Source organism: Xanthomonas sp. SHU 166, assembly GCF_000364685.1.
Lineage (GTDB): Bacteria > Pseudomonadota > Gammaproteobacteria > Xanthomonadales > Xanthomonadaceae > Xanthomonas_A > Xanthomonas_A sontii.
In genome coordinates, this window is sequence record NZ_AQOJ01000143.1 from 1 (window position 1) to 11,831 (window position 11,831).

General features: G+C 66.5%; 11 protein-coding genes and 1 tRNA gene. All 12 read right to left on the reverse strand.

Annotation, left to right across the window (positions count from 1 at the left end; genetic code table 11):
* Window positions 1-592, reverse strand: a 592-nt coding sequence (locus D180_RS05470) for an IF-2-associated domain-containing protein (protein WP_039726237.1), incomplete at its 3' end; no start/stop codon positions are given.
* A 95-nt stretch (window positions 593-687) separates the two neighbouring features.
* Complete coding sequence (gene nusA / locus D180_RS05475; RefSeq protein WP_010343021.1) at window positions 688-2,199, reverse strand: transcription termination factor NusA; 1,512 nt, start codon at window positions 2,197-2,199, stop codon at window positions 688-690.
* Window positions 2,196-2,801, reverse strand: coding sequence for a ribosome maturation factor RimP (gene rimP / locus D180_RS05480; protein WP_017912006.1), 606 nt, complete (start codon window positions 2,799-2,801; stop codon window positions 2,196-2,198). The genes nusA and rimP overlap by 4 nt, the downstream gene beginning before the upstream one ends.
* Window positions 2,802-3,008: 207 nt before the next feature.
* Window positions 3,009-3,085 (reverse strand) — tRNA-Met (locus D180_RS05485).
* A 207-nt stretch (window positions 3,086-3,292) separates the two neighbouring features.
* Complete coding sequence (gene nuoN / locus D180_RS05490) at window positions 3,293-4,768, reverse strand: NADH-quinone oxidoreductase subunit NuoN (protein ID WP_026143462.1); 1,476 nt, start codon at window positions 4,766-4,768, stop codon at window positions 3,293-3,295.
* A gap of 36 nt (window positions 4,769-4,804) precedes the next feature.
* A complete protein-coding gene (locus D180_RS05495; RefSeq protein ID WP_017912007.1) occupies window positions 4,805-6,307 on the reverse strand; it encodes an NADH-quinone oxidoreductase subunit M in 1,503 nt (500 codons plus the stop codon).
* A gap of 20 nt (window positions 6,308-6,327) precedes the next feature.
* Window positions 6,328-8,475, reverse strand: a complete 2,148-nt coding sequence (gene nuoL / locus D180_RS05500) for an NADH-quinone oxidoreductase subunit L (RefSeq protein WP_017912008.1) — start codon at window positions 8,473-8,475, stop codon at window positions 6,328-6,330.
* Between the two features lie 7 nt (window positions 8,476-8,482).
* Window positions 8,483-8,788 carry an NADH-quinone oxidoreductase subunit NuoK gene (nuoK, locus tag D180_RS05505; RefSeq protein ID WP_017908131.1) on the reverse strand — a complete coding sequence of 102 codons (306 nt, stop codon included), beginning with the start codon at window positions 8,786-8,788 and terminating at the stop codon, window positions 8,483-8,485.
* Window positions 8,785-9,432, reverse strand: a complete 648-nt coding sequence (locus D180_RS05510; RefSeq protein WP_017908130.1) for an NADH-quinone oxidoreductase subunit J — start codon at window positions 9,430-9,432, stop codon at window positions 8,785-8,787. The genes nuoK and D180_RS05510 overlap by 4 nt, the downstream gene beginning before the upstream one ends.
* A gap of 9 nt (window positions 9,433-9,441) precedes the next feature.
* A complete protein-coding gene (gene nuoI / locus D180_RS05515; RefSeq protein ID WP_012915532.1) occupies window positions 9,442-9,930 on the reverse strand; it encodes an NADH-quinone oxidoreductase subunit NuoI in 489 nt (162 codons plus the stop codon).
* Between the two features lie 3 nt (window positions 9,931-9,933).
* Entirely contained in the window at window positions 9,934-11,025 is a 1,092-nt protein-coding gene (gene nuoH, locus D180_RS05520; RefSeq protein WP_017908129.1) for an NADH-quinone oxidoreductase subunit NuoH, read from the reverse strand.
* Window positions 11,022-11,831, reverse strand: an 810-nt coding sequence (locus D180_RS05525) for a molybdopterin dinucleotide binding domain-containing protein (RefSeq protein ID WP_017912009.1), incomplete at its 5' end; no start/stop codon positions are given. The genes D180_RS05525 and nuoH, both read right to left, overlap by 4 nt.

Sequence of the window (11,831 nt, forward strand, 5' to 3'; positions counted from 1 at the left end):
CGGACGGCGCCGCAGCCGGCGGTGCCGACTCGGCGTCCAGCGCGGCCTGGGCCGCGCGCTGCTCGGCCTCGGCACGCTCGCGCGCTTCCTGCTCGGCCTTGCGCTTGCGCTCGATTTCCTCGGCGCGCGCGCGATCCTGCTCGGCGAGCTTCTGCTGTTCGGCCAGATTGCGCTGCTTGGATTCCTCCAGCTTGCGCAGGATCTCGGCGCGCTCGTCGTCCACCCGTCCGCCCGCGGACGGCGCCGCACGCTCGGCGGCCAAGTCCTCGGCCGACTTCACGTAGGTGCGCTTCTGCCGGACCTCGACGTTGACCGTGGTCTTGCTGCGCCCGGCGCTGACCGTCACTTCCTGCAGCTTGCGCCGGTTCAGGGTGATCTTCTTCGGCGCCGCCTGGGCCTCTTCCTCGACCGGCTTGTCGGTCTTGCCGTGGGTACGGCGCAGGAAGCCCAGCAGCTTCATCTTTTCGGTGCTGGTGACGACCTGGTCGGGACCGCTGAACTTCATCCCGGCGTCGGCCAGTTGAACCAGCAGTTTCTCGACCGGCGTATTCACCAGTTCGGCCAGCTTGCGGATGGTGGTTTGCTGCGACATTCGGATCCTATGATCTGGTTGGCGCCCCCTCGCCGCGTGCGAAGGTAGCGCGGATTCTAAGCCCTGATCGGGTCAGGGCGGCATTCATCGCTGACTCATTCGCCGCGCTCCAGGCGGGCGATCTCCTCGGCGCGGGCGGCCAGGATCAGGGCCGCGGCGCGGTCCTTGTCCAGGTCCTCGATGCCGAACTCGAGGATTTCGTCGGCAGCCAGATCCGACAGGTCCTCGCTGGTACGCACGCCATGGCTGGCCAACGCGTAGGCGGTGCCCTCGTCCATGCCCGGCAGCGACAGCAGGTCCGCCGCCGGCACACCGTCGTCGTCGCTCTCCTCGGCGGCCAGCGCCTCGTTGAGCAGCGCGTCGCGGGCACGCGCGCGCAATTCCTCGACGATGTCCTCGTCGAAGCCTTCCACCGCCAGCAGCTCGCCGACCGGCACGTAGGCGATTTCCTCGACCGAGTTGAAGCCCTCGGCGACCAGGATCGCGGCGATCTCCTCGTCCACTTCCAGCTTGTCCATGAACAGCTGGCGGGCCACGGCCTGCTCGGCCTCGGACTTGGCCGCGACCTGCTCGGCGGTCATCACGTTGAGCTGCCAGCCGGTCAGGCGGCTGGCCAGGCGCACGTTCTGGCCGCCCTTGCCGATCGCCTGGGCCAGGCGGTCTTCCGCCACCGCCAGGTCCATCGAGTGCTTCTCTTCATCGACGATGATCGACTGCACCTCGGCCGGCGCCATCGCGTTGATGACGAAGTTGGCCGGGTTGTCGTTCCACAGCACGATGTCCACGCGCTCGCCGTTGAGTTCGTTGGACACCGCCTGCACGCGCGAACCGCGCATGCCGATGCAGGCGCCGATCGGGTCGGTGCGGGTGTCGTGCGCCAGCACCGCGATCTTGGCGCGGTCGCCCGGATCGCGCGCGCAGGCCTTGATCTCGACCAGGCCCTGGCCCACTTCCGGCACTTCCAGCTTGAACAACTCGATCATGAATTCCGGCGCGGCGCGGCTGATGAACAGCTGCGGGCCACGCGGCTCCGAACGCACTTCGGCCAGGTAGCCGCGCACGCGGTCGCCGGCGCGCAGCACGTCGCGCGGGATGCCCTTGTCCTTGGGGATGAAGGCCTCGGCGTTGCCGCCCAGGTCCACGTAGATGTTGCCGCGCTCGGCGCGCTTGACCACGCCGGTGACCAGCTCGCCGACGCGATCCTTCCACGCGTCCACCACCTGCTGGCGCTCGGCCTCGCGTACGCGCTGCACGATCACCTGCTTGGCGGCCTGCGCGGCGATGCGGCCGAAGTCCGGATTCTCGATCTGCTCTTCGATGTAGTCGCCGACGTCCACGCCCTCGGCCTCGTCGACCGCGTCCATCAGGCGGATCTGCCGGTCGGGCGATTCCATCACCACATCGTCGGCCACCACTTCCCAACGCCGGAAGGTTTCGTAGGTGCCGTCCTTGTGGTCGATGGTGACGCGCGTCAGCACGTCCTGGTCGGGGTAGCGCTTCTTCGCCGCCGACGCCAATGCGGCCTCGATCGCATCGAAGATCACTTCGCGCGGCACGCCCTTTTCGTTGGCCACCGCGTCGACTACCAGCAACAGTTCCTTGCTCATTCTTTCGCTCCGCGCGCAGCCTCGTCGGCCGCCGGTTCGTTGGATGGTTTCTTATTGGATTTTGCGTTCTTGCCGGCCGGCTTCGGGCCCTTGCCCGGCTTGGTCGGCGCCAGACCCAGCGCCGCCCAGTCGGGCATGATCCGCGCCTTGTCGATGTTGTCGAAGTCCACCGCCAGTTCGGCGCCGTCGACCTCGAAGGTGATGCGGCCGGCAGCGGCGTCGGCCTGCACGATGCGCCCCTGCAGGCGCCGACGGCCCTGCTGCGGCAACTTCAGCACCACCTTGGCCGATTCGCCCACATGGCGGGAAAACTGTTCGGCGCTGAACAACGGCCGGTCCACGCCCGGCGAGGACACTTCCAGCGTGTAGTTGCCGCTGATCGGGTCTTCCACGTCCAGTTGCGCCGACACCTCGCGGCTGACCCGCTCGCAATCGTCGATGTTGACGATGCGCTCGGGCTGCTCGGCCAGCGGCACGTCGATGTACAGGCGCAGCGTGGCGCCGCCGGGGGCCGGCAGGTATTCCGCGCCCAGCAGTTCCAGGCCCAACGCGTCCACGGTCGGGCCCAGCAGAGTCGCGATTTCGTTTGCCTTGTCGCTCACAGCCTGCCTTGCATCTGAAAAGGTTGAAAAGTCGATTGCGTGCATTTCCCGGACCCCGGAAACGACAAAGGGCCCTCTGGGCCCCTTGTCCGGTAAAACTCCGGTCACGCTGGATTCCGGTTGCGACGACGGGAACATGCGTCATCGCGAAGCCCAAACTTCCCTGCCGCAGACAACCGATGCACTGGTTGCCGCTGCAGACAAAGATGGTAGCGGGGGCAGGATTTGAACCTGCGACCTTCGGGTTATGAGCCCGACGAGCTGCCAGACTGCTCCACCCCGCAGCAGAAGCGGAATTATGAAGAATCAGTGCGTCGATTGCAAGCCCTGATTTTCATCTCGATGCGGTAGCGACGCTGCCGTTCGAAGGACGCCATGATAACCGCACACGATGGAAAACGAAACAACAATCGCATCGCCGAATGCAAAAACGCCAACGCCGCCTTGCGGCGGCGTTGGCGGAAAACAGCGGGAAAACCGCCCTTTCGCGATCAGGCAAGGTGCGCGAAAGCGCGCTGGCACCACGCCATCAGCGGGCTCCAGGCCAGGCCGAAGGCCAGCAGGCCCAGCGCGTTGACGCCCAGCGCCACGCCCAGCACACGGTCGTCGTTGGCCGGCAGCGGCGTGCCGACCGGCTCGTCGAAATACATCACCTTGATCACGCGCAGGTAGTAGAACGCGCCGATCACCGCACACAGCACCGACAGCACCGCCAGGCCGGTCCACCACAGGTTCTGGTCGGGCACCGCGACGACCGCGCCCAGCACCGCCAGCTTGGCCCAGAAGCCCAGGAACGGCGGCACGCCGGCCAGCGAGGCCATGATGCACAGCACCAGCAGCGCCATCCACGGGTTGCGCGCGTTCAGGCCCTTGAAGTCGTCGATGTTCTCGGCCTCGAAGCCCTTGCGCGACAACGCGATGATCGCGCCGAACGAGGCGGTGGACATCACCGCGTAGCAGATTGCGTAGAACAGCGCCGCCGCATAGCCGCGCTCGCCGCCACCGGCCACGCCCAGCAGCAGGAAGCCGATGTGCGAGACCGTAGAATACGCCAGCATGCGCTTGAGGTTGCTCTGCGCAACCGCCATCAGGTTGCCGACCACCAGCGACAGCGCCGCCAGGCCGCCGATCACCCAGTGCCATTGCGCCGCCAGCGGGCCTACGCCCACTTCAAGCAGGCGGTAGGCCATGCCGAACGCGGCCAGCTTGGACGCCGAGCTGATGAACAGCGCGATCGGCGCCGGGGCGCCCTGGTAGACGTCCGGCAACCACATGTGGAACGGCGCCGCGCCGAGCTTGAAGGCGACACCGGCGATCATGAACACCGTGCCGGTCAACAGCAGCATGTGCTCGCGGCCGTTGCCGATCGCCTCGTGGATGCCGCTCAGGCTCAACGTGCCGGTGGCGCCGTAGATCAGCGACATGCCGTACAGCAGCAGGCCGGAGGCCAGCGAACCGAGCACGATGTACTTCATCGCCGCTTCGGTGGCCATGCCGTTGTCGCGGTTGGAAGCGACCAGCGCGTAGGAGCACAGCGCCAGCAGTTCCAGGCCCAGGTAGACCATCAGCAGGCTGCCGGCCGAGACCAGGATCATCATGCCGACCGTGGCGAACAGCACCAGCACCGGGATCTCGCCCTGATACAGCTTGCGCTCGCGCAGGTAGCTCCAGCCGTAGATCAGGGTCAGCGCGCTGAGGCCGACGATCACCGTCTTCATCACGTCGGCGGCGGCATCGCGCACGAACATGCCGTTGAACACCTCGCCCTGCCCGCCCACGCCGGCCAGCAGCATCGCGAACACCGCGACCAGGATCGCCACCGAGACGATGTGGGTCCAGGCCTTGTTGCGCTCGCTGATGAACAGATCGAGCATCAGCAGGAAGAAGGCGCCGGCGGTCAGCACCAGCTCGGGCAGCAGGGGCGGCAGGTCGACGGTGGTCAGAGGCAGCAGCGCAGGGGTGGTCATCATCAAATCTCTGGAATCAATACGCTCGACGGCCGCTTACAGCTTGCTGGTGGCGATCTGCGCCGCCAGCTTCGCGATCGAGGGCTCCATCAGGTCGGTCAACGGCTTCGGATACAGGCCCAGGGCCAGCACGCCGAGCGCGAACACGCCCAGCACCAGCGCCTCGCGGCCGTTGATGTCCTTCAGCTCGGCCACGTGCGCATTGGCGACCTCGCCGAAGAACACGCGCTTGTAAAGCCACAGGGTGTAGGCGGCGGTGATCACCAGGGTGGTCGCCGCGCCGAAGGCCAGCAACGGGTGCTTCTGGAAGCTGGCCATGATGACCATGAACTCGCCGACGAAGCCGCTGGTGCCCGGCAGGCCCGCATTGGCCATGAAGAACAGCATCGCAAAGGTCGCGAACCACGGCATCACGTTGACCACGCCGCCGTAGTCGGCGATGCGGCGGGTATGCATGCGGTCGTACAGCACGCCGACGCAGGAGAACATCGCGCCGGACACGAAGCCGTGCGAGATCATCTGCACCATCGCGCCCTGCAGCCCCAGCCGCGCAGCGTCGACGCTGCCGAAGCCGACCAGGCCGAAGGCGACGAAGGTGCCGAGAGTGACGAAGCCCATGTGCGCGATCGACGAGTAGGCGATCAGCTTCTTCATGTCGTCCTGGACCAGGGCGACCAGGCCGACGTAGATCACCGCGATCAGCGACAGCGCGATCACCAGCCACGCCCACTCGTTGCTGGCGTCGGGCAGGATCGGCAGGTTGAAGCGCAGGAAGCCGTAACCGCCGATCTTCAGCGCGATCGCCGCCAGGATCACCGAACCGGCGGTCGGCGCTTCCACGTGCGCGTCCGGCAGCCAGGTGTGCACCGGGAACATCGGCACCTTGACCGCGAAGGCGATCAGGAAGGCGAAGAACAGCCAGGTCTGCTCCTTCGAGGTCAGCGACAGCTGGTAGAGGTCGGCGAGCTGGAAGCTGCCGCCCTTCAGGTACAGGTAGATCAACCCGACCAGCATCAGCACCGAGCCGAGGAAGGTGTACAGGAAGAACTTGACCGCGGCGTAGATGCGGCGCGGGCCGCCCCAGATGCCGATGATCAGGAACATCGGGATCAGCATCGCCTCGAAGAACACGTAGAACAGCATCGCGTCGGTGGCGGAGAAGATGCCGACGGTGACGCCTTCCAGGATCAGGAACGCGGCCACGTACTGGTTGACACGCTTGTCGATCGAGGTCCACGCGCCGATCAGCGCCAGCACCGTGACCAGCGTGGTCAGCACGATCAGCGCCACCGCGATGCCGTCGGCGCCGAGGTTGTAGCCGATGTCGTATGCCGGGATCCAGGCATGGGTCTCGACGAACTGCAGCGCGTCGCTGGCGTAGTCGAAACCGGTGAGCAGCGGCAGGCTGAGCGCGAAGGTCAGCAACGCCACCAGCAGCGACGCCCAGCGCGCCGCACGCGCATCACGCAGGGCGAGCACCAGGGCGCCGCCGATGATCGGCAGCCAGATCAGGATGGAGAGTAGAGGCCAGTTCGACACGTGTTCTTATTCCGTACAGGTCAACGCCAGAAATGCATCAGCACGCCCAGCAGGGCAATGAGACCGACGATCATCGCGAAGGCGTAGTGATAGAGGAAACCGGATTGCGTGCGACGCAGCAGATTGGCCGCCAGGTCGATCACGCGTGCGGTGCCGTTGACCATGACGCCGTCCACGACATGCGTATCCACCGCGCGCGACACCTTGCCCAGGCGCACGCCGCCGCCGGCGAAACCGCCGATCCAGAGCTTGTCGAAACCGTACTTGTTCTCGAGGATCCACACCGGCACCGAGAAGGTCTTGCGCGCCTTCGCCGCCAGTTCCGGCTTCCACAGGTACAGGATCCAGGCCAGGGCGAAACCGGCCAGGGTCAGGAAGAACGGCGGCTGGGTCAGGCCGTGCAGGGCGAACGCGACCGGGCCGTGGAACTCCTCAGCCAGCGCGCCGACGGTGTCGCGCGCCGGATCGTAGAAGTCGACGATGCCGGTGAAGAAGCTGACGGCCTGGCCCTTGATCGCCGCCGCGGCATGGTGCCCCGCCCAGTCGGTGCCGAACAGCATCGGGCCGATGGTGAAGAAGCCGATCGCGATCGACGGGATCGCCAGCAGGATCAGCGGCACCGTCACCACCCACGGCGACTCGTGCGGTTCGTGCGCGCCGTGGTGGCCGTGGCCGTGATCGTCGTGTGCGTGATCGTCGTGCGCATGCGCACCGTGGGCGTCGTCATGATGCGCATCGTGGTGCGCATGCGCATCGCGGAAGCGCTCCTGACCATGGAAGGTCAGGAACAGCAGGCGGAAGCTGTAGAAGCTGGTGATCAGCACGCCGCCGAGCACGGCCCAATAGCCGTAGGTCGCGATCCAGCCATGCGAGGTGTGCGCGTGGTGCTGCGCCGCCTCGATGATGGTGTCCTTGGAATAGAAACCGGCGAAGAACGGGGTGCCGACCAGCGCCAGGGTACCGATGACGCTGGTCCAGTAGGTGATCGGCATGTACTTGCGCAGGCCGCCCATCTTGCGCATGTCCTGCTCGTGGTGCATGCCGATGATCACCGAGCCGGCCGCCAGGAACAGCAGCGCCTTGAAGAAGGCGTGGGTCATCAGGTGGAACACCGCGGCCGAGTACGCCGACACGCCCAGCGCCACGGTCATGTAGCCCAGCTGCGACAGCGTCGAGTAGGCGACCACGCGCTTGATGTCGTTCTGCACGATGCCGATCAGGCCGGTGAAGAACGCGGTGGTGGCGCCGACGACCAGCACGAAGTTCAGCGCGGTCTGCGACAGCTCGAACAGCGGCGACATGCGCGCCACCATGAAGATGCCGGCGGTGACCATGGTCGCGGCGTGGATCAGTGCCGAGATCGGGGTCGGGCCTTCCATCGAGTCCGGCAGCCACACGTGCAGCGGCACCTGCGCCGACTTGCCCATGGCGCCGATGAACAGGCACACGCAGATGATGGTGGAGACGTTCCAGGCATGACCCTGGAACAGCTGCACCTGGGCCAGACCGCCGGCGGCATCGCTGCCCAGCACCGCGGTGGCATTGGCGAACACGCTGGCGTAGTCCAGCGTGCCGAACCACAGCAGCACGCCGGCGATGCCGAGGATGAAACCGAAGTCGCCGACGCGGTTGACCAGGAACGCCTTCATGTTGGCGAACACCGCGGTCGGGCGCTTGAACCAGAAGCCGATCAGCAGGTACGACACAAGGCCCACCGCTTCCCAGCCGAAGAACAGCTGCAGGAAGTTGTTGCTCATCACCAGGCTCAGCATCGAGAAGGTGAACAGCGAGATGTAGCTGAAGAAGCGCTGGTACCCCGGATCGTCGGCCATGTAGCCGATGGTGTAGATGTGCACCAGCAGCGACACGAAGGTCACCACCACCATCATCATCGCGGTCAGGCGGTCGACCATGAAGCCGACGTGGGCCGAATAGTGGCCGACCTCGAAGAAGGTGTAGAGGTTCTGGTTGAACGGCGAGGCGCCCTGCCCGACCAACTGGTACAGGGTCCAGCACGACAGCGCGCAGCTGACCGCCACGCCGAGGATGGTGGCGAACTGCGCGCCCTTGCGGCCGACCTGACGGCCGAACAGGCCGGCGATGATGCTGCCGACCAGCGGGGCCAGCACCACCGCGATCAGCAGACTCTTGGAGAGCGTAATTTCCATCTGCAGGTCAGCCCTTCAGCGAATCGACTTCGGCCACGTTGATCGTGTGGCGGGTACGGAACAGCGTCACCAGAATCGCGAGGCCGATGGCGGCTTCGGCCGCGGCCACGGTCAGGATGAAGAACACGAACAACTGGCCGGCGGCGTCGCCGAGCTCGCGCGAGAAGGCGACGAAGTTGATGTTGACCGACAGCAGCATCAGCTCGATCGACATCAGCAGCACGATGACGTTCTTGCGGTTGAGGAAGATGCCGGCCAGGGCGATGCAGAACAGCACCGCGCCGAGCGCCAGCAGATGGCCTAGGGAGATCATGGCTGGCCCTCCTGCGATGCCGGCGGAGTGTGGAGCGTGGGCTTTTCGGCGGCCATCTTGACCATGCGCAGACGGTCGCCGGCCTTGACCCGCGACTGGTCGCCCGGGTTCTGGGTCTTGATGCCGGTGCGCTTGCGCAGGGTCAGCATCACGGCGGCCACGACCGCCACGGTCAGGATGATCGCGGCGAACTCGAACGGCAGCAGGAACTGGGTGAACAGGGTCTTGGCCAGCCAGGTGATGTTGGAGGTGTCGGCGGCCTGCGCCGCGGCGTTGTCGGCCGGGAACGGCGCCGCGCTGCGCGCCTTCACGCCGATCAGGGTGACCATCTGCACCAGCATCGCCACTGCCACCACCAGGCCCACCGGCAGGTAGCGCACCCAGCCTTCGCGCATGCGGGCGGTGTCGATGTCCAGCATCATCACCACGAACAGGAACAGCACCATCACCGCGCCGACGTAGACCAGCACCAGGGTCACGCCGAGGAACTCGGCGCCCACCAGCAGCCACACGCAGGCGATGGAAAAGAACGTCAGGATCAGGCACAGCACCGCGTACACGGGGTTGCGCACGCTGATCACCGCGCCGGCGGCGACCGCGGCGATGGTGGCGAAGATCCAGAAAGCGATATTGACCCAATCCATTTCGGAACCTCAGCGGAAGGGAGCGTCGGCAGCGCGGCGCTCGGCGATCTCGGCCTCGAGCCGGTCTCCGATCGCCAGCAACTGCGGCTTGGTGACGATGTTCTCGCCGCGCTTTTCGAAGTGGTACTCCAGCACCTGGGTCTCCACGATCGAATCCACCGGGCAGCTTTCCTCGCAGAAGCCGCAGTAGATGCACTTGAACAGGTCGATGTCGTAGCGGGTGGTGCGGCGGGTGCCGTCCTCGCGCTTGGTCGAGTCGATGGTGATCGCCAGCGCCGGGCACACCGCCTCGCACAGCTTGCAGGCGATGCAGCGCTCTTCGCCGTTGGGATAGCGGCGCAGCGCATGCAGGCCGCGGAAGCGCGGCGACTGCGGGAACTTCTCCATCGGGTACAGCACGGTGTACTTGGGACGGAACGTGTACTTCAAGGTCAGCCACAGGCCGCCGAGCAGCTCGAGCAGCAGCAGGCTCTTGAAGTAATGAGTGATTTTATTCATCGCTTACACGCCCTTCTGGATCACGCCGTAGAACACCATCAATGCCGTCACCGCGATCCACACGATCGTCAGCGGAATGAACACCTTCCAGCCCAGGCGCATGATCTGGTCGTAGCGGTAGCGCGGGAAGCTGGCGCGGAACCAGATGTACGCGCTGGCGAAGAACAGCACCTTCATCAGCAGCCACGGCCAGCCGCCGGTCCAGATCCAGTTGACCCACGGCGAGATGTCCGCGGTGACCCAGCCCTGGATCGGGCTCAGCCAGCCGCCCAGGAAGAAGATCGAGACCAGGAAGCTGACCAGGATCATGTTGGCGTATTCGGCCAGGAAGAACAGCGCGAACGCACCGCCCGAATACTCGACCATGTGGCCGGCGACGATTTCCGACTCGCCTTCGACCACGTCGAACGGCGCGCGGTTGGTCTCGGCCACGCCGGACACCCAGTACACGATGAACAGCGGGAACAGCGGGATCAGGAACCAGTCGAAGAACCCGGAGCTGCCGGCCTGCGCCTGCACGATCGTGCTCAGGTTCAGGCTGCCGGCCGCGATCATCACGCCGACCAGGGCGAAGCCCATCGCGATCTCGTAGCTGACCACCTGCGCCGCCGAGCGCATCGCGCCCAGGAAGGCGTACTTGGAGTTGGACGCCCAGCCGGCCAGGATGATGCCGTACACGCCAAGCGAGGTCATCGCCAGCAGGTACAGCAGGCCGGCGTTGGCGTTGGACAGCACCAGCTTGGCGTCGAACGGCACCACCGCCCAGGCGGCGAAGGCCGGCGCCAGGGTGATCAGCGGCGCGATCACGAACATCGCCTTGTGCGAGCTGCTGGGCTGGATGATTTCCTTGAACAGCAGTTTGAAGACGTCGGCGAAGGCCTGGAAGATGCCCATGCCCACGTACATCGGCCCGTGGCGCACATGCATCCAGCCGATCAGCTTGCGCTCCCAGACCACGTAGAACGCCACCGCGATGATCACCGGCATGGCGATCAACAGGATCTTCAGCACGATCCACAGGACCACGCCGAGGGCGCCCAGGCCGAGGAACCACTGGTGCAGGGGGTCGACCACGTTCAACAGCATCTCGTTCATGCAGCCACCACCGTCACCCGACCGGCGCCCAGCGGCGCGGTCGCGCCGTGGCCCGTTTCGATCCAGGCCGCGCCCGGCGCGACCCGCTTGTCCGTCGCCAGCGGCAACGTGGCGCTACCCGCCGCGGTACCGACCTTGACCATCTGCCCGTCGCTCAGGCCCAGGCGCGCCGCCTCGTCCGGATGCAGCGCAATGCCCGGCGCGCGGTTCAGCGGATGCTGCTGCAGCGCCTGCGCGCGGCGCACCACCGCATCGGTGCGGTAGATCGCCGGACTGGCGGCCAGTTCCAGGCCCTCGTCCTGGCGTGCCGGCTGCGCCGAGCTCGCCACGGCGACCTCGCGCGGCTGCAGGCCGTCGCGCAGCCCGGCCAGGTCGATGAACTCGAAGCCGGGCAGGCCCAGCTCGCCGCCGAGCGCGCGCAGCACGCGCCAGCCCTCGCGGGCCTCGCCCGGCAGCTTGCCGCCGGCGCGGGTGCGCTGGTCGCTGCCGTTGAGGTTGGTCAGCGTCGCCTCGATTTCCGGCAGCGCGCCGATCGGCAGGATCACATCGGCCACGTCGCGGGTGGAGGCGCAGGCGAAGTGGCTGAACGCCACCACCTTGGCGCCGGCCAGCGCGCTGCGCGCGGCGGCGGCGTCGGCGAAGTCCAGGCCCGGCTCCAGGCCGTACAGCACGTAGGCGCTGCGCGGCTCGGCCAGCATCGCGGCGACATTGCGACCGCGCGGCAGCACGCCGTAGCGCGACAGGCCCAGCGCGTTCGCGCCCTGCGGGATGCGGCACAGCGCCGCGCCGGTGGCGGCGGCGAAGTC

Coding starts and splice junctions, on each gene's coding strand:
- nusA (WP_010343021.1), bottom strand. CDS start 2,199: ATGAGCAAGGAACTGTTGCTGGTAGTCGACGCGGTGGCCAACGAAAAG.
- nuoN (WP_026143462.1), bottom strand. CDS start 4,768: ATGACCACCCCTGCGCTGCTGCCTCTGACCACCGTCGACCTGCCGCCC.
- nuoL (WP_017912008.1), bottom strand. CDS start 8,475: ATGGAAATTACGCTCTCCAAGAGTCTGCTGATCGCGGTGGTGCTGGCC.
- nuoK (WP_017908131.1), bottom strand. CDS start 8,788: ATGATCTCCCTAGGCCATCTGCTGGCGCTCGGCGCGGTGCTGTTCTGC.
- D180_RS05510 (WP_017908130.1), bottom strand. CDS start 9,432: ATGGATTGGGTCAATATCGCTTTCTGGATCTTCGCCACCATCGCCGCG.
- nuoI (WP_012915532.1), bottom strand. CDS start 9,930: ATGAATAAAATCACTCATTACTTCAAGAGCCTGCTGCTGCTCGAGCTG.
- nuoH (WP_017908129.1), bottom strand. CDS start 11,025: ATGAACGAGATGCTGTTGAACGTGGTCGACCCCCTGCACCAGTGGTTC.